This window comes from Pseudomonas sp. UBA7500 (assembly GCF_002478435.1).
GTDB classification, from domain to species: Bacteria; Pseudomonadota; Gammaproteobacteria; order Pseudomonadales; family Pseudomonadaceae; genus Aquipseudomonas; species Aquipseudomonas palmensis.
Genome location: NZ_DLNW01000049.1, coordinates 14,153 through 30,949, shown reverse-complemented (window position 1 = coordinate 30,949; position 16,797 = coordinate 14,153). Strand labels below are relative to the sequence as shown.

The 16,797-nt window shown below is 60.5% G+C and carries 25 protein-coding genes; 4 read left to right on the top strand and 21 right to left on the bottom strand.

What is annotated here, in order from left to right; translation table 11 throughout:
- Positions 1-9 precede the first annotated feature (9 nt).
- From B4I46_RS21150 to B4I46_RS21065, 18 genes are all read right to left on the bottom strand, one after another.
- Positions 10-1,224, bottom strand: coding sequence for a phage major capsid protein (locus B4I46_RS21150; protein ID WP_286901721.1), 1,215 nt, complete (start codon positions 1,222-1,224; stop codon positions 10-12).
- Positions 1,225-1,238: 14 nt separating this feature from the next.
- Positions 1,239-2,114, bottom strand: coding sequence for a head maturation protease, ClpP-related (locus B4I46_RS21145; RefSeq protein WP_236176124.1), 876 nt, complete (start codon positions 2,112-2,114; stop codon positions 1,239-1,241).
- A gap of 13 nt (positions 2,115-2,127) precedes the next feature.
- A complete protein-coding gene (locus B4I46_RS21140) occupies positions 2,128-3,525 on the bottom strand; it encodes a phage portal protein (RefSeq protein ID WP_286901718.1) in 1,398 nt (465 codons plus the stop codon).
- Positions 3,525-5,219: a terminase large subunit gene (locus tag B4I46_RS21135; RefSeq protein ID WP_286901716.1), complete on the bottom strand. Its 1,695-nt coding sequence runs from the start codon at positions 5,217-5,219 to the stop codon at positions 3,525-3,527. The genes B4I46_RS21140 and B4I46_RS21135 overlap by 1 nt, the downstream gene beginning before the upstream one ends.
- 3 nt (positions 5,220-5,222) lie before the next feature.
- Positions 5,223-5,705 carry a terminase small subunit gene (locus B4I46_RS21130; protein ID WP_286901715.1) on the bottom strand — a complete coding sequence of 161 codons (483 nt, stop codon included), beginning with the start codon at positions 5,703-5,705 and terminating at the stop codon, positions 5,223-5,225.
- A gap of 128 nt (positions 5,706-5,833) precedes the next feature.
- Positions 5,834-6,175, bottom strand: coding sequence for an HNH endonuclease (locus B4I46_RS21125; RefSeq protein ID WP_286901713.1), 342 nt, complete (start codon positions 6,173-6,175; stop codon positions 5,834-5,836).
- Positions 6,175-6,540 (bottom strand): hypothetical protein, encoded by a 366-nt coding sequence (locus B4I46_RS25495; RefSeq protein ID WP_313717893.1) that lies wholly within the window; start codon positions 6,538-6,540, stop codon positions 6,175-6,177. Before B4I46_RS25495 ends, B4I46_RS21125 begins: the two co-directional genes overlap by 1 nt.
- 50 nt (positions 6,541-6,590) lie before the next feature.
- A complete protein-coding gene (locus tag B4I46_RS21115) occupies positions 6,591-6,836 on the bottom strand; it encodes a hypothetical protein (protein ID WP_286901711.1) in 246 nt (81 codons plus the stop codon).
- A 3-nt stretch (positions 6,837-6,839) separates the two neighbouring features.
- Positions 6,840-7,163, bottom strand: coding sequence for a phage holin, lambda family (locus B4I46_RS21110; protein WP_286901708.1), 324 nt, complete (start codon positions 7,161-7,163; stop codon positions 6,840-6,842).
- Positions 7,164-7,426: 263 nt separating this feature from the next.
- Positions 7,427-7,747 (bottom strand): hypothetical protein, encoded by a 321-nt coding sequence (locus tag B4I46_RS21105; RefSeq protein ID WP_286901707.1) that lies wholly within the window; start codon positions 7,745-7,747, stop codon positions 7,427-7,429.
- A 171-nt stretch (positions 7,748-7,918) separates the two neighbouring features.
- A complete protein-coding gene (locus B4I46_RS21100) occupies positions 7,919-8,308 on the bottom strand; it encodes an antiterminator Q family protein (protein WP_286901706.1) in 390 nt (129 codons plus the stop codon).
- Positions 8,309-8,319: 11 nt separating this feature from the next.
- Positions 8,320-8,640, bottom strand: a complete 321-nt coding sequence (locus B4I46_RS21095; RefSeq protein ID WP_286901704.1) for a hypothetical protein — start codon at positions 8,638-8,640, stop codon at positions 8,320-8,322.
- The gene (locus tag B4I46_RS21090; protein ID WP_286901702.1) at positions 8,637-9,926 is read right to left on the bottom strand and encodes a tyrosine-type recombinase/integrase; all 1,290 of its coding nucleotides are present in this window, start codon (positions 9,924-9,926) and stop codon (positions 8,637-8,639) included. Before B4I46_RS21090 ends, B4I46_RS21095 begins: the two co-directional genes overlap by 4 nt.
- Positions 9,923-10,219: a DUF1364 domain-containing protein gene (locus B4I46_RS21085; protein ID WP_286901700.1), complete on the bottom strand. Its 297-nt coding sequence runs from the start codon at positions 10,217-10,219 to the stop codon at positions 9,923-9,925. Before B4I46_RS21085 ends, B4I46_RS21090 begins: the two co-directional genes overlap by 4 nt.
- Entirely contained in the window at positions 10,216-10,419 is a 204-nt protein-coding gene (locus B4I46_RS21080) for a hypothetical protein (protein ID WP_286901699.1), read from the bottom strand. Before B4I46_RS21080 ends, B4I46_RS21085 begins: the two co-directional genes overlap by 4 nt.
- Entirely contained in the window at positions 10,419-11,798 is a 1,380-nt protein-coding gene (gene dnaB / locus B4I46_RS21075) for a replicative DNA helicase (protein ID WP_286901698.1), read from the bottom strand. The genes B4I46_RS21080 and dnaB overlap by 1 nt, the downstream gene beginning before the upstream one ends.
- Positions 11,791-12,510 carry a helix-turn-helix domain-containing protein gene (locus B4I46_RS21070; protein ID WP_286901697.1) on the bottom strand — a complete coding sequence of 240 codons (720 nt, stop codon included), beginning with the start codon at positions 12,508-12,510 and terminating at the stop codon, positions 11,791-11,793. Before B4I46_RS21070 ends, dnaB begins: the two co-directional genes overlap by 8 nt.
- Positions 12,511-12,766: 256 nt before the next feature.
- A complete protein-coding gene (locus B4I46_RS21065) occupies positions 12,767-12,982 on the bottom strand; it encodes a transcriptional regulator (RefSeq protein ID WP_286901695.1) in 216 nt (71 codons plus the stop codon).
- A gap of 106 nt (positions 12,983-13,088) precedes the next feature.
- Between B4I46_RS21065 and B4I46_RS21060 the strand changes: the two genes are divergently transcribed.
- Positions 13,089-13,802: an XRE family transcriptional regulator gene (locus B4I46_RS21060; RefSeq protein ID WP_286901693.1), complete on the top strand. Its 714-nt coding sequence runs from the start codon at positions 13,089-13,091 to the stop codon at positions 13,800-13,802.
- Between the two features lie 399 nt (positions 13,803-14,201).
- On the opposite strand, the gene B4I46_RS21055 is transcribed toward B4I46_RS21060, so the two are convergent.
- Positions 14,202-14,555, bottom strand: a complete 354-nt coding sequence (locus B4I46_RS21055) for a hypothetical protein (RefSeq protein ID WP_286901692.1) — start codon at positions 14,553-14,555, stop codon at positions 14,202-14,204.
- A gap of 251 nt (positions 14,556-14,806) precedes the next feature.
- Between B4I46_RS21055 and B4I46_RS21050 the strand changes: the two genes are divergently transcribed.
- Together B4I46_RS21050 and B4I46_RS21045 are read left to right on the top strand one after the other, a co-directional pair.
- A complete protein-coding gene (locus tag B4I46_RS21050) occupies positions 14,807-15,196 on the top strand; it encodes a response regulator transcription factor (protein WP_286901691.1) in 390 nt (129 codons plus the stop codon).
- Positions 15,197-15,358: 162 nt separating this feature from the next.
- Positions 15,359-15,634, top strand: coding sequence for a hypothetical protein (locus tag B4I46_RS21045; protein ID WP_286901689.1), 276 nt, complete (start codon positions 15,359-15,361; stop codon positions 15,632-15,634).
- A 6-nt stretch (positions 15,635-15,640) separates the two neighbouring features.
- On the opposite strand, the gene B4I46_RS21040 is transcribed toward B4I46_RS21045, so the two are convergent.
- Entirely contained in the window at positions 15,641-15,874 is a 234-nt protein-coding gene (locus B4I46_RS21040; protein WP_229589100.1) for a PLD nuclease N-terminal domain-containing protein, read from the bottom strand.
- Positions 15,875-16,002: 128 nt separating this feature from the next.
- Positions 16,003-16,236: a hypothetical protein gene (locus B4I46_RS21035; RefSeq protein WP_275731667.1), complete on the bottom strand. Its 234-nt coding sequence runs from the start codon at positions 16,234-16,236 to the stop codon at positions 16,003-16,005.
- Positions 16,237-16,354: 118 nt separating this feature from the next.
- On the opposite strand from B4I46_RS21035, the gene B4I46_RS21030 reads away from it, so the two are divergent.
- On the top strand, positions 16,355-16,759 hold the full coding sequence (locus tag B4I46_RS21030) for a hypothetical protein (protein WP_286901688.1): 405 nt from the start codon (positions 16,355-16,357) through the stop codon (positions 16,757-16,759).
- Positions 16,760-16,797: the final 38 nt, after the last annotated feature.

Sequence of the window (16,797 nt, the reverse complement as noted above, 5' to 3'; positions counted from 1 at the left end):
CACTCAGGGTTACGGGGTGACCGGGTCGGCGAACTCACCGAAGATGAATGCTTCCGGACGTTTTACCGCCAGGGCTGCACGCTCTTCACAGCGGATCGAGATGAGGTTCTTCTCGAAGTCGTCGGCGTTCTCGGTCGAGATGACCACGTTGGCATCTTCACGGTCGAAGAGCTGAGCGCCGGTCTGGAATGCGCCGGTCAGGAACTTGCCCAGGAAGGCAGCGACCTCGGTGGCCACGACAGGCAGCCCCCACAGCACTGGACCAGCCAGGCCCAACGGGTTGGCGAGGATGTAGCGGCCCAGGGAGTCCTTGGTCAGCTCGATCTTTGCCCAGTCCATGAAATGCAGGACATGGCCAGAGGCCGGCAAACGCGCCAGTTGGGCTTGCAACATCGCCAGACGGAGATCATCGATACCCGACCGTTTCTCTACCTCGAATGCCGGGACGTACTTCGAGGCCTGAGGGACGATACCGTGCAGGTGCACGCCAGTGCCGTCACCGAACAGGATCTCCTGTTCCTCCACGTACTTGAGGCCGTAGCGCATTTCAACATCGATGGTCGAACCCAGCTGGGCGAAGTCGTCCAGGATCTGCTTGGAGGCCTTGAACATGTGGGCGATGGTCGACACCGCGGTGAGCTTCGACGCGAATTCGATGCTCGAGTACGGCTTGGCGGTACCCTCGGCCACGACCTTGGCGGCGTTGGTGAAGCCGGTCTGCTGCACCCAGAAGATCGCCGGGGCGGTGGTTCGGCCCGGGGCGATCAGGTCGCGGATGAACAGACGTTGCTTCGGCGCGGTGTCGATGCCGGGCAGGCGCTGGGGCTCGACGATGCCGGCCGGGATATCGGTGGAAAGGAGGGCGGCGCTGACCGGAATGTTGACGCGCTTACCGCCCTCGATGCTGGCCGCGAACTGCTTGAGCGCTTCGCTCTTGATCACAACGCCGCCGAGGCTGTCCTGGGCTTGCGGAGTGCCAGCCGAAGGCCGGCGCGCGAACTCCTGCTCGAGCTCGCCCAGCTGGGCTTTCAGCTGCTTCTCGGCCTCGGTCAGGCTGTTGAACTTGGTCGCCAGTTCGTCGACGGCATTCTTGGTTTCTTCGGACAAGCTTCCGGCCTTCTTGGCCTCGGCCAGCGCGTTCTCGGCCTGCTTGCTGAAATCGCTGGTAGCCTGCTTGAGCTCGTTGGAGACCTGCTTCAACAGGTCGGCGGTATTATCTGCCATGGGATCTTCTCCGGTTACTTGAGGGCTGCTGCCGAGAACCGCGACATGGCGGCCTGTAGATCGGCAAAGTGGTTGGCCAAGTCGGCCTGGTTTTCGGCAGCGCTGCGCGTACCGGAGGGGGCAGCGCTAGGCGTACCCCCCTTGAGTTCTTGAATCAGGGAGCGACGCTCTGAGCGAGGCATGCCCTGTTTGGCCAGGATCGTATCCAGGCGTCGCGCCGCGACCTGCTGGGGCGCGATGGCTTGCGGGTCTTCCTGGGCCGCATCCGATGGGAGCAAGCCGTCAGCGAAGCCGGCCTCGACTGCCGCACTGCCGCCCATCCAGGTCTCGACATCCATGAGGGCGCGCATCGCGGCGACCTCATCCCCGGTCCTGACCGAGTAGATATCGGCCAGGGTTCCGTCGATCTGGTCGAGGAAGTCGGCGACTTCGGTGAAGTCGTTTCGGTCGCCAGCGGCGATGGTCCAAGCGTTGTGGATCATCATGAAACCGGCTCGGGCGATCTGGATTTCATCGCCGGCCATAGCAATGAACGAAGCAGCAGAGGCAGCGAGGCCAAGCACCTGAACGGTCACCTTGCCCTTGTGTTCGCGCAGCAGGTTGTAGATCGCCAGGCCTTCGAAAACATCGCCGCCTGGGCTGTTGATCTTCACGGTGATGTCTTTGTCGCCGATGCTGCGAAGTGCGGCACTGACGCGCTTGGCTGTGACGCCCTCACCCGTCCACCAGTCCATACCGATTGGGTCGTACATTGTGATAGTGGTGGAGTCGTCACCGGCTGCCGCCTTAATCGCTGGATTCCAGCGCTCCATGGCCTTGGGCAGTAGATCGGATTCGACGCGCGCGTGCGGCCGCACCGCCGGCGCTGCCGGTAGTGTCTTGAGGGTCATGGGTTACTCCAGGTCAGGCCGCTTTGAGCAGCGGCATCGATATCAGCGCGTGGGCCATCATGGGTCCGTCTGGGTTTCCAGCTTCCAGAGCCTGAGATGCCAGCTCGACAGCCTTGTTGATGGCCTCTCGGTCGTCGTTGTTGCGCGCCGAGACCAGCCGAAGCATGAATGCTGAGGCCGCCGGCGATACGCCTGCTGCCGGCTTGCCGAGCTCCTCCAATGGCACAAGTGCGGACTGGACTGTGTAGGTGTCGCCGCCCGGGATCGGCGGATAATTCTCCAGCCGCCGCACCTCGTTGCGAGACATCCAGCCATTTTGCAGGGCCGTGTTGTACCAGGCTGCGCGGCCCGAGTTGTCTGCACGCAGCAAGCCCTCAACCGCGAACTCGGCGTAGTAGTCGTCGGCATCGGCCTCGCCGATCAGGCAGCGAGTGATCTCCTGCTCGATGTTTACCAGCAATGGCCGCAGGCTGTTTGTAAGGAAGTGAAGGTTCTGCGCTTCAACTGAGGCAGCCCAACTGGACTGCTTGTCCATGTGCCCGACCATGAACGGCGGCACGCGGAACCAACGGCACATTTCCTCGATCCCGAAGGACCTGGATTCCAGCATCTGTGCAGCCTCAGGGTTCATCGTGATGCCCTGGTACTTGAAGCCCGCCTCCGCCACCATGATCTTGCCGGCGTTCTTCGATCCCATGAACGCTTGCATGCTGGCCCGTAGCTGCTCGCGCTGTTGCGGCGTGATCTTGGCATCGCTGCTTAGGATGCCCGAGGCCTGCATCCCCTGCGCGAACACCTTCGCCGCAGCCTCCTCTATCGCCATCGCCGAGCCGAAGATCTCCCGCCCGGTTGTGACCGGAAGCATCCCGCACACCCCGTCTAGGCCAAAGCCGCGGATGTGCATCAGGCTCTTCTCGGGAATGTCGCGTTCCACGCCATTCTCGTTGTACGTGTACCTCAGGCGCCCGTTGTCCTGCCGCTTCACCCTCATGCACTGGGGAAGGAGAGGCACCAGGGCGATGATCCTGCTGCCGATCATCTTCTTCTCGATGAAGGCATTACCTCGAAGGCAAATACTCGCCACGACCAGCAGCATGAAGCGCTGCGGGGTCATCTCGGCGTTCGGAATGCGGCACAGCACACGGAACAATGGATGATCTTTGGCGACCTCCCGAGATCCATCAGGGAGGCGCCGGTACAGCTTGAGCGGAAGCGTTGAGACGGATTCGGACAGCAGCCTCACACACGCCCACACTGTGGACAGCTGCATGGCCTTGTCGACCGAAACGTGCTTTCCAGAAGCGGAGCTGCCGAACCACTCCTGCCAAAATGCGCCGTCCTTCAAGCTGATGGGTACCCCGAGCCAGTTTTGCAGCGCAGCCTTCACCCGGCCCGGTTTCTTGTCGGCCATCAGATTCCTACCATGATCGGGTTATCAAAGAAGCCCTGGAGATCACCAGAGCCTTCCGGGTTCAGCGCCATCAGCGTTGCCGCATCGAAGGTCGCCATCAGCGGGTCGATTTTGGCGGTGCCGCTGATCTGCTTGTTGATCGCGATTGCGTTGCCGACCTGCACGGTCTTGGCGTTGCCCACGCACCAGGCCATCAGCCGGGAGCCTCCGTGAATGAACTCACCGCCGGCCACCTTGCGCTCTGTGGTCTTGATCGCACCATTCAAGCGCCAGCCTTGAGACACTGAAGCGATTCTCTCCATAGTGATCCCGCGCTCCTCGGTGGTGAGCTCGTCAATGATGTCGCCGATGCCTGCGGCATCGACGCCGATGGCCTGCTTTTCAGGCAGCAGGCCGGCATCTCGTACTTGGCAGATGATGTCGGCGACGTCCCGCACATCGTCGCCGGGCAGATCGACGATGGTCAGGTCACCGTCTGCCGCAAAATCCTGCAAGACGCTGACGATGTCCTTGCGACGCTCCAGCGCGATCTTGTGTGCCCAGGCATGAGCCCAGTGCAGCCATCGACGGCTACCGCGCTCGCGACCGATCAGGCTCAGACCCAGAAGGTCGTCCAGTCCACCGCCGTCGATTCCAGCCACTACCACTTCACTTCGAAGCAGCAACTCATCGAGCGTCAGGCTTTTATCGCCCCGCCCTTCCCAATGGTCGGCGCCGGCCCAGCGATTCGCTCGCAGGTTCATGCCGATCTGGACATTCAGGTGCTTGGCCAGGAACTTCCGCTGACCCCCCTCATCCTTGCGCAGGTTCTTCGCCAGTTCGTCTTCCAGCCACTCCCTGCTGACCGAGCGGCCCATGTTGGGGTTGGTAACGTAGAAGTTATCCGGCTTGAGGTAGGCCTTGCTTTTGACCATGGCCTCGGGGAACTCGTACAGGACACCCAGCGACTTGCGGTCATTGACCACGCCGTCGCGAACATCTCGGTAGTAGCTCAGCTTCTCCTCGAAGACGCCTGCCGGCGGCTCATCGCTCTGCGTTGACAGCAGGATAACGAACCCTTCGTCTCGGGAAATCTGGCCACCGGTTGCCTCCATCAGCATGGCGTCTGCGTTCGCGCGCTTGCCGAACACCCAAACCTCATCGATCAGGATCTTGCCGGACTTCTTGCCCGAGACCGTGTCGGTGTCGGCCGCCACCACTTTCAGCGCCGCGTTGTTCACCCGATGGGTGATGGTGCGAATATGGTCCTGGACGTGGAGCAGCTCGCTAAGCTCGGGATCGGCCCGCACCATACCGGCGGCCGGCTTGTAGCTGTTAGCTGCAACCTCAATCGTCGGCGCGATGATCAGCAGCTCCTCGTCGTGCCGCCAGTTCAAGATCAGCGCCGTCAGCATGATGCCGGCAGCGATCGTCGATTTCGTGTTCTTCTTGCTGATCAGCAGGAAGAACTCCCGAATCAGCTGCTTACCGTGCTCGGCATCGTATGCCCCGAAGATGGCGGCGACGAAGTCGAACACCCATTCATCACAGCACTGGCCGAAAGTCGGCTGGCCTGGCAGGTCGACGACCTTCAGCGCCTTGAACACCTCAAGCGCGGCCTCGGCCTCATCGGGAAACAGCGGCTTGAAAGGAATCAGCGATTGGCCGGCAACGATCCGAGCCTCCCAGTCTGGACAGGCGGTCGTCCACTCCATGCGTCACCCCTTGTTGTTGACCACCAGTGTCGGTGGCGGACGTGAGCCGAAACGCCCCTTGCTGACCTGATCGGCCGCTGCGGCCTTCTGTTCCTTCTTGCCCTGGTCGGCGACCTTGCCGTGCTTGTAGGGCAGCAGTGCCTTGGCGGCATCGACGCGCAACTTGGGCTCGGCAGCCTGCTCATTCATGACCGCCTTCAAAAAGTCCATCGGGTCGTCGAAATCGCCCAGGTCAAGCTCCCCGACAGCGCCATCCTCTGGCGTGGGGCCTTTAACTTTTCGATCTGGTTTAACTTCAGTGGCTGCTGCCTGCCGTTCGCGCAAATGCCGACCAATTGCAGCGATGACATCCTGGTCCTTCGCGAGCTTGGAGCCCGCTTGCGACGCGGTTTTCTCGGAGTATCCAGCGGCAATGGCCGCGTCTCGATTTGACGCTCCCGACAGCAAAGCGTCAGCAAACCGTCGCTTCTTGTCGGTTAAAGCCATGGTTAACTTTTCCGTGAAAGGAGAAAAAAACTGCGAATGGGAGAGGGGGAGGTTTCCGAAACGGAAAGGTGTGAGGTCTGACCCCACCCCTCCCCCTTTGCAGCACGTCACCGCCCCGATGAAGCACGTCAGCCCCCCGTTTTCGAATCAGATCGGTGCACGCCCAGCTCGACACTATCGGTCGCCGTCTTCTTCAGGTGGCAGCCACCAGGTCCACAGCAAAGGATCTGGCAATTCTCGTCGGTGTCGGCACCGCCTTGATGTAGCGGCACGCGGTGGTCGAGCTCGAAGCCATTCGGATAGGCAACAACTCGGCCGCATTCAACGCACATCGGCGATTCCGTCCACAACCGCAAGCGACGAGCCTGAAGCCTGCTGCCGGTCATCCGGCGCTCCGATGTGTTGGTGGTCGAGAGTTTGCGCCCTTCTACAGGCCTCAGCCTGGATTGCAGGGTGGGAAGCTTGGCCATCACCGGCCACCGTAAATGGGCGCGCCGCTCAGGTAGGCCCTCGGAGTCGCGTCAGCGTCTGCCGCCTGGTCATCGGCCAGCGCTTCGATTAGCGCCAGGTCCTGGCTGGCGATCTGCTCGAGCAGCGCGGTCTGTTTCTTCTGCTCGGCCAGCAAGTCGCTCACGCCAGGCTGCAGTTGAGCGGTGATACCCGCCTCAAGTACAAGCAGTTCACAGTCCAGGCGATCGGTCGTGCCCTTCAGGACCCCTGCCAGCTTCTCGCGTACTTCCGCCTCCAGAGGAAACGGCACGCTGATCACCAGCAGGTCGCCCTTCTTCGGGCTCAGACTCTCGATTTGGTGCGAAAAGGCTTCTTGCTCGTTCATATGCCATCTTTGTCCATTTGTTGATTCGTTCGCGCCGGGCGGCGCATCCGCTACAGGCCATCGCCTTCGACAGCCAGGTTGTTCCCGTCAACCGTGAACACGACTGTCAGGCGTACAGGCTGGCCTGGTTCGCTGTGCAAGGTGGTGCTCAGTTGGCTCGGCAGCACGGCGCCATCCTCTGTATGCAGCGCAAACGGGGACTGGTGATCACGGCGGCCGGGCACGTAGTGGCGGCACTCGCTGTCGAGGCTGGTTACCTCGATGCCGGGGATCAGTCTCTTCAGGATCAACTTCATGCTCTACCCCTGGGCTTTGCGAGACATGAACACATCGGAGTAGCCGCGCAGCTTCTCCACACCCATGAAGCCAACAGCGCCGCCAGCGAAGGTGGCCATGCCCTGAGGCAGGCCCATCCATTCGAGCAACGGCACCAGTGCCAGGGTGATGAGGCCGCACAAGGCGCCCTCCAAGATCACCTGGCGTCGTGTGCCGCCGCCGTACACAACGCGCAGGGCGGCAATACCGACAGACAACCCAGCAGCGTAAAGCTGTGGCTGGTGGGCGATCACCCAGGCAATCACGGCGGCCCAAAGGCCAGGGTCTTTCTCGGGCATATGGGGCATCCGGGTTCCTCCCTTTCGGGGAGTTGGAAACGAAAAAGGCCCGCCGATATGGCGAGCCTTGGAATAGGTGCAGAGGGCCGGTGCTTGCCCGGCTTGATGGGCTGGATCGCTGGGTCACGCACCCCAGCCTCTCATCGCGTAACCGATCAGGGAGCGCACGGCTTTGATCGATGCCACTACTGACTTAGCCCAGCTGGCTGGGCGTGTCATCTGCAGAAATGGAAAAGCCCCTAACGATGAGTGGGTTTAGTCTGAAATTGAATTCAATTAAAACCAGTAAGGTCGAGATACTTCGACTGGGCCTCAGCAGCAAGATATTCATGTCCTGCCCACGTTATCTCAAAGTTGTCGCCCGCCTTATCCCCTTCTTCTTCAGAAGGTGTGCGAACCACAAATCCTGCTGTCTCTGCCAGGTAAAGATGGTAGTCCAAGGCATTCAAGGCCGAGGGCACATCACCCAGCTTCGCGTTGGTATCGCTCTCTAGGCATTCCTTTAGCTCCGCCCGGTAAAGACCGTAGCCATCCAGATCCCTATCCTGAATGTACGAGAGCAATCGAACTACCAAACCCTTGTTTCTGTGCATCATCAGCTCCATCGAAAAATGCATTACGGCGATGCGCCATGACACTCAACTCTAACGGAGGCTGCACACAAACAAAACCCCGATTTATAGGCCGGGGTTTGTCTGTGTCGCGTTGCTTGCAAGCTGGACACGCTGCTATGAAAACAGGTGTTTATCCGCGCGGAAAGCTTTTTATGCAGCCTCTCGCAATTGCTCCAGCGCGCAATCGATCCAAGCCACGCCTGTGTTGATCAGTTCGCGGGCCTTGGCTTCGCTCATCTTGTGCTCGCGGGCGATCCGCAGGGCCGGCCACTTAGCACCGAAGTACAGCCAGACGAAGCCACCCATTTGCAGGTTTCGTTTGTTTAGTCTGGCTACGGCGCCATCCACCGCAAGAGCTAGATCGTCCGTGATCACGTATTGCTTAAGCCCCCCTTCCGCTGGAGCGTGCTCCTTCATAAGCGCATACAGCGGGCACACGTACTGAGGCACGCCCATGCCGTCCATGCGCCACCAGCCCCATTGTTCGAGCATGTAGGCAGTGTCACCAAGGGCCTTGTCTACATAGGTTCGCTTTTTCATGTCCTTCCCCCTCAATCCCCGGTGTAGTTGGTGCCGCCGGCGCCGCGCCGGTTGCTTCCCTGGTATGTCGCCTCCGGCCCGCTGGCCCGAGGGTTCCTCAACTGTTCGATCTGGCGTGTTGCTGCCTGCAGCCTCATGCCGAGCTGGGTCACCAGTTCATCCAGGGCCAGGGCCTCGCCGGTTGCAGCCGCCACAAAGCCCGAGGCATGACAGTGGCTGCATGGCAGTTCGTGAAACACACCCTGAGTGACCGATCTCCCACGGCACAAAGGGCACTGAGCCAACTCGATCGCAGCCTTCTTGAAGGCAGGGCCATGGCTCTTCCTTGTCACTTTGAATCCTCGCTTATGGTGGATACCGGAAGTCCGTCGAAACCCGCACGTTCTGCGGCCCGCGAGAGAATCCATGAATCCATTGATCTATCACCGGTCAAGCCGTGAACCGACTCGAAACCCTTCAGATCAAGGTGTGCGTGCCACCTCTCCAACGCCTCGCGCTTGCGGGCCATGACGTCGGACTGGATGTACACCTTCACGTTGTGGCCCATGGCATGGTTGATCAGCAGCTCACCCACCAGGTGGTCGACACCCAGGTCAGCCCAGCCGGTACGGGCCAGCTTGCGCAGGTCGTGGCTGGTCCACTCACCCTGCCCCATGACGGTGAACACGGCCGATGCCTTGGCCTCGCTCATCGGCTTGCCCTGGCGCCCCGGAAACACGAACTCGCCGTCATAGCCCCCGTTGCGCTGGATCTCGCGGTAGGCCATCAGCAGGAAGCGCACCTGGTCGGTCAGTGGCAGGCGGTGCTGCACGCTAGTTTTGGTGTGCTCAGCCGGAATGAACCACTCCCGCTCCGCCAGGCTGATGTGGCTCCATCGAGCCAGGCGGGTTTCGCCCAGTCGGGTGCCGTGACACAGCATCATCAGGGCCAGCACCCCATGCTGCGGGCGGTTCGCCAGGGTGCTCTTCATGCGAGCCATCAGGTCTTCGAGGTGCACGCCACGCAGCCGTGACGGCTTGACCGTGACCTTGGCTTTGGAGAAGTCACCAAAGCGAATGCTGGCCATCGGGTTCGAGCTGATGAGCCCGAGCTTGAAGGCCTGGCGGAATGACAGGGCCAGAAGCTGAAACACCAGTCGCACGTAGTCGATAGACAGCGTCTCTTGCATCGGCCACATCAGCTCGCGGTCCAGCAGCGCCTTGTCGATCTGGGCCAGCGGGATCTCGCCGAGCCGTGGGACCAGGTGCTGCTTGATCGCTGACGCCGCCGTGCTCTTGCGCTTGGCCGACAGGTTACGGTCGCGGGACATGCGCTCAGCGAACCACGCCAGCAGCTCGCCGGTCAGTAGCCAGCTCGACAGGCTGGAGCCTTCTCCAGCCTCCAAGCGCAAGCGGATATCCGGCAAGGCTGCTGCAACCTTGGCTGCGCTCAGCTCTGGGTATGAGCCGATCAGGTTCCACTTACCCTTGTGGATCAGATACCAGGACCCCCGCTCGCGCGAACGGTGAAACCGGAAGTACAGGCCGTGGTTGCCCAGGGCCCGCAGGTCACGCACTTGGCCGGCGGCCTGTCGGCGGATCTCTGCATCGCTGATCTTTACGGCGGCAGTATTGGTCATGCGATGAGAACTCCTTCATTGAGCAGTGCGGCCTGAGTGCGCATCACGCCCTCGGCATGGTACTGGCGTGCAAGTTCGCGGCTTACTGCACGGCTGCGGCCATCACAGGCGTCATGGCAAGCGCTGCAGCACCAGGCGCCTTGCATGTCGTGCGGCTTTTTGCCGACACCGCAGGTTCCGGCCAGTCGGTAATGGGCGAGAACGGTGGTTTCTGGGTTGCCGTTGCAGATGCCCGGGATTCGCACCTGGCACTCCCGGCCGCGGGCGGCTTTGGTCAACTTGGATTGCCTCATGGGTGTTCGTCCCCGTGCAGGTCGATGACAGTGAAAGTGCTGGGCCACATGCGAAGGCCGTGCAGCCTCGCCGACTGCTCGTCGCGGTAGAGAGCCACGGGCGGGTGAGGTTCGGCGGTGAGGTCGAGCAGATGCCCGCAGGCATAGAGCGCCCAGCGGTACTCTGCGAGGTCAGGCGCGGCCAGCATTGGAACGGCCATCAGAAGCGATCCTTGTTGGCATAGCGGCTGGCCAGGCTGGTAACTTTTTCAGGCTGGGCCTTAGGTTCGGGCACCCATCCGGCGGCCAGGTTTTCGAACCGGTTGTACTGCCCGAGGAAGGCGGTTCGAACCGTGCCGGTCTCCACGTCTCGCCCCTTGCCGATGATGATTTCGGCGATCCCTTTGGATTCCGTGTTTTCGTTGTAGACCTCGTCGCGGTACACGAAGAGGATCACGTCGGCGTCCTGCTCGATTGCGCCCGATTCGCGCAGGTCAGAAGGGATCGGCCGCTTGTTCGGGCGCTCCTCGCACTTGCGCGAGAGCTGACTGAGCAGCACGACCGGAATACCTAACTCCTTGGCCAGCAGCTTGCAGCCACGGCTGATGCTGCTGACTTCCTCGGTGCGGTTGCCGCCCTCGCCTTCAGTGAGCTGCAGGTAGTCGATCATCAACAGATCGAGGCCGTAACGCAGCTTGTGGCGTCGGGCCAGGGCCCGGATGCGCCCGATGCTGGTACCGGCCCGATCAGCGATGTACAGCGGCGCAGCGTGAATCGCCGTGGCCGCCACCGAGAGCTCTGTGCCGTGGCTCTGGCAAGCGGCTCCGTTCTTGATCAGAGAGAGCGGAATTCGTCCCTCTGATGCGGTCAGCCGATCAATCAGCTGGCCCTTGTTCATTTCCAGGCTGATGACCAAGGACGATTTCTTCTGGCGGATAGCGGCTTCGGCAATGAAGCCCATGGCCAAAGTGGTTTTACCCATCGCGGGACGGCCGGCGACAATGTACAAATTATCCGGCTGCAGGCCACCCAACTTGTCGTCTAGGTCTTTCAGGCCTGTGGAGATGCCAATTAGCGTCTCGCCGCGAGCGAGGCGGTCGTGCCGCTCTTGCCACACCTCGACCTGGTCGGCCATGACATCGCCAGCCTTGACGATATCGTCGTCACCGGCACTGCTATCGATCGCCATGGCTGCGGCCTGGATAGCTGCGATCTTCGCCTGCACGTCGCCAGTATCCTGAGCGATCTCCATGGCCTGCCCGCCAAGGTCATACAGGGCGCGCTCGATGGCTCGCTCTCGCACGATTCCCGCATAGGTCTTGGCGTTAGCAGCACTCGGAGTGTTGTTGACGATCTCCGCGCAGTAACCCAGGGCGGTACCCTCGCAGGACCAGTTGCCCATCTGGTCGGCCACCGTCAGGAAGTCCACCGCCTTGCCAGCAGATCGCGTTGCCATGATCGCGCGAAACACATCGGCGTTCTCGGCGAAGTAGAACGACTCAGGAGTTAGGTCATCGCTCAGGGTGTCGATCAGTTCGGGGCGAATCATCATCGCGCCCAGCAGGCCGTGCTCGGCCTCGACGCTGTGCAGGTCACGCATTGTAATTTCCTTCCACGACTTTCACGAAGTTGGTCGGCGCAATGAGCCAGTCGAAGTTGCACCGGAATGGCTTGTTGTCCCGCCCCCCTACTCGCCCCATCAGCCAGTCACTGGCCTGGACCATGCCGAAGAAGTCACGCCAGAAATCCAGGTCCTGGTGAACAGGGCTCTCGGCCAACCGTGCCTGCACCTTCGACTTGCGGTCCTTGTTGACCAGCACGACGCGCGGCAGCTCTGGCAGCAGCTCGTTGAACAGGTCGACGATCTGATAGACCAGGCTCTGTTTCGAGTCGCCCGGAGTGCTCGCGGAAGATCCTGACGGTTCCCTTACGGTTCTATTACGGTTCTGGGGGCAGGAAATGCCGGGGGGGCCGGCATCTGGTGCCGGGGTGGGGGGCACCTCCTGCCGGGGTGGGGGGGCATCTGGTGCAGGGGGGCAGGAAATGCCGGGGTTGTAGTTGTATGGGCTCACCGTGTACCAGGTGGAACGCCCTGTGCGCTGATGCGCTGCCAGTACCTCAACCTGCTCCAGCCAGCGCAATGCGTTGCGCACGGCGCGCTCGGACAAGCAGGTGCGCTCGGCGATACGGGCAACTGACGGCCAGCAAACGCCCTCGTCGTTCGCATTGTCGGCGAGCGAGATCAGCACCGCCTTCTGTGCAGGGCTCATGCCTTGCAGGGGCCAGCACTGACTCATTACTATGGTGCTCACGCTGCAACCCTCGGTGACTCGACCTGACGTGACAGGTTCGCGGAGAAGCTGAAACCTGACGAGATAGGGCTGGTATTGCTTGCATCGATAGCCGGGTGCATAATCGACCTCGTTGTGTATTGAAGAAGCCGCCCTGCCAGGCGGTTTTTTTTCGTCTGCGATTTGTGCACTGGATGAATCAACAGCTATTACTGGCCGCTACTAGTGGTGCACTGGCGAGCGGATAATCAATCCATGCACCGTGACTGCTACTGGCTCACGCGGCCTCATCTGTGCTTCTCGGGTAAAGGTCCGGCCGCAGCTCAGATCGACCGATCCCTGTGAGTCTTTCAATGTCCAGCACTCTCTCGGCAGGCACGCGCCCGGTAGCGCACATCTTCTGCACTGCCTGGGGCGTAACCTTGAGCGACCGAGCGAGAGCGGACTGTCCTCCAGCAGCCTTAGCCGCCTTTTGAATTGCAGTCAGCTCCATACACACCTCAAAGTTACAATTACAACCAAAGGTTAACCCAGCGCCGTGCATAACTACAACCAATATTCGCAATTACACCTACAACCAATGTTTGTATGATTGACACATGAAAAGTATTGGTGAGCGCATCGCGCAGAAACGTGAAGAGGTCGGACTGAACCAGTCCGAGCTAGGGCGCAGACTTGGCCTAAGTGCTCAGGCCGTCCAGAAATGGGAGTCAGGCAAGTCGACCCCGAGAAATGCGAAGCTCGCCGACATAGCCAGCATTCTGGGGACGTCGGTCAGCTACCTGGTTCAGGGTGATGGGGACTCGCCAGTGAGCCATTCGGCATCATCAGCCCTCAGCGACATCGATGCGTGGGATGAAACCACCCCTATCGGTGATGATGAGCTGGCAGTCCCTTTTCTTCGCGAGGTCGAACTTGCAGCTGGCACTGGCAGGTTTGCGGTCCAAGAAGACACCACAGAATCATTGCGCTTCCCTAAGAGAAAGCTTCGGGATAATCGCGTTCAGTTCGACAAGGCGAGATGCCTTACGGTTCGCGGCAACAGCATGACGCCTGTCCTGCGGGATGGCGCCACGGTCGGCGTTGACCTTGGGAAAAATACCCTAGGTGACGTAGTTGATGGGGATCTATATGCCGTGAACCATGGCGGCCAGCTTCGCGTAAAGCAGCTCTATCGTCTCCCCACGGGAATCCGGTTGCGCAGTTTTAATCGCGACGATCACCCTGACGAGGACTATACGTTCGAGCAAATACACGACGGGCAACTGCTCATCATCGGGCACGTTTTCTGGTGGGCCATGTACACCCGGTAATCCGCCCCGCCCCCGTGAGGCATTGAGAATCCCGCTCTTTAGCGGGATTTTTTTTGCAATCCAAACCCACTTACAACCGAAACAATCCCTTAAGCAAGGCCAGTCACGCATAAATCTACAACCAAAAAGCTTGCGAACTGTAACTTTTGGTTGTAGATTTGCCTCAACGCCGGATCACCACCGGCCAGATTGAAGGCAGCGATGAACCGGCCTGAACGGTTCAGAGGGTTGGCAACTGACCCGGGCGTGCAGCGTAAAGCGCCAAGAACAGTTATCCGGCGGACCAGGGTCGCGGTCGGAGACAACAATTCGAAGATTGCCAAAGACCGACGCCAGCAGCGGGTCGCGGCAGATTTCACTGGCTGGCCTTGACGACAGGGCCAGACGGGAAGTCAAGGCTTAGATATCGGCAATGATCGAAACCACGAGCGGGTAAGCCTTTAGGCAACCGAGAATCGCTACAAGTAGCGAAATCAGAAACAAGACGAACCCTGTCTTGTTCATTCGACGTGGTCGACCACTGATGATCACCGAGCCGAGCTGATAGGGGTGCGGAGCAATGCCCGAAACAAATGGCCGACAAGCCATCTCACCGATACCCCAAAGTAAGCCGGAGAGTGAAAAGAGCCCCACGACAGCGTTGTCGACCTTGAGATCGACGGTCATTGAGACGACGAGAACCACAAAACAAAGAATCGCCATGATCTTAAACCATTCATCTGCGATGAATTTTGCAACCACCGAAACTGCCAAGGTTGCGCCCTCCTTTGCTGGCTGTGTTGTGTGAGAGCGCTCAGCCTAGCGCAAAGCCCGTCACCTGGGCAGTGGTGAGGTGGCTGCAAGCCACCAAACAACCAGCGCCACGTCAGCCTGACGCAAACTGCCCAATCGCCTGGTACTCCCCAGCACCAGGCTGCATTGGTCGTGACGCTCGCCCTCCCCTGGTCCGGGAGTTTTGCGGCGGCGAGCGTTACGACCAATGCAGCCACCCACCGAGGCAAATCATGGAATCCACAATCGTCAGCGGCCAGTGGAAAGGTCACCTCGGGCGCGGCCTGGCCCCGCGCGAGCTTCAGTGCTTGCTCGCTGTTGCCCAGGGTATGACCGCGAAAGAGATCGCCCGCTCAATCGACATTGCACCGGGCACGGTCGCGAAGCGGCTGTCGGCGGCGATGTTCAAGCTTGGCGTACAGCGCCGCGCCGCGATGGTCGCCGAGGCCATGAAACGCCAGATCATCAGCCCGATGTGCTTTGTGCTTGTCGCGCTGATCGCCATGCACTCACTTGCTGCAGGTGGCGGCGACCCGGTGCGGCGCGACCGCCGAGCCCCTGAACGACGCATTGCCCAGGTTCGCGTGCTGCGCCGCGCCGAGGCCTACGAGCTGCACTCATAGGTGGCCACTGCCTTCCCAGTGGCGGACAACGGAGGATGCCGCCATGTAACCGCCAGCCCTTGCCGGACCGCCACATGCGGCCTCGGTAGCTCACGTGAGGTGGTACTTACTGAGCCAGCCCGGTACGCCGGGCTTTTTCTTGCCCGTCCCTTGGAGATCCCCATGCACCCAACCATGCAGCAGCGCGTCGACGGCCTGGCCGCGATGCGTGCACGAACCACCCTGCCGCCGGCAAACCTGCACGTCATCCTCGGCCTGACCGCGCCGGCCCAGTCTGTGCGGTACCAGGTCGTCGCCAAGGGCAAGGCCTACCACATCATCGAGCGCGCCACGGGCAAGACCCGGGTGTTTTGCTTCAACTACAAGGTCGCGGTCAACACCGCCCAGGCGCTGGAAGCTGCCGCCGACCGTAAGTTGGTGGGCAGGCCGGCAACGTGACTACTGTCACCCTTTGCTGTGCTCTGGCGAAGTTGGTCCGGTCCCTGGCTTGATTCCCCTTGGCCCAAACAGCGCCCAGATGATCAATCCCACAACCGGGAAGATCACGATGCCGAGAAACCACATGACCTTAACGCCATCAGTTTTGTCACTGCGAAACACACTGACGATGGCCCATAGGTCGACAAGGATGACGATCACCGCAACGGCGATCCAGAAATAGATGGCGAGGTTGGACATGACTGCTGCTCCCTGTGGGTTGATACAGGGTTAGGCGAGCGGGTCAGCAGGTGGGTTCAATATTTCGATGGGCTGGTCTGAAGAGGGCCTCGACGCCACCTGGCTCCCCAAGCGGCGCCGCATAGTTTTCAGCCCTGTTGAATGGCTGCGTCAATACTGCGTTTCGAAGCAGCTTTCGCCCTTTCAATTTCGTCGATAACACTCTGAACGTGCGCTTCAGGAATATTGGCGAACTCAACACCGCCAATAATGCCGCCAATGGCGCGATTGCACAGAAAATCAATGTTACAGCCAAGTAATTCTGATGATGCGATCACTGCTATAAGCGCCTGTTCGAGCTGCAGCTCGCGATCAGTTGGCATGCTCCTGAGTCTCCGAAAAGTTGATGGAACTCTAAATTTAGTCTGCTTCAAATTAGGTTTCAACTTGCACAAATGTCTCATGCGCTAACTACATGAGACCCAGCAGAAGGAATTGAAGATGGCCGAGAAGAAGACGGGGGCAGCGAAGCACTCGGCGGATTACCGCGACAGGAAGAAGGCCGAGGCCGAGCGCCTGGGCATCGAGATCCTGCCGGTGGAGTCGGCTGCCGGGACGCGGGCAGAACTGGCCAAGGCGATGAAAGCTCACGGCTACACCCAGTTGCAAGAGCTGCTGCAGGACCTGCACCGGTCGTTCATTGCTGCTGACCGCCCAGAACAGACGCGGCGCTTGAAACGACCTGACGCGCCAGCTTTCAAGGTGTCACCAAAACTAGCGCGACGGTTCGCTGCGGCCACTCGGGCAGAGCTCAGGCGAAACCCTGGCGACGAAATCGAAGCGCCAAAGACCCTCCCGCACGGCGAGCAACAATGCCGCGAAGTGCAACTCGACATACTGAACTGAACCAACCACACGACCGCATCCAGCCATGGAGGGCGGCG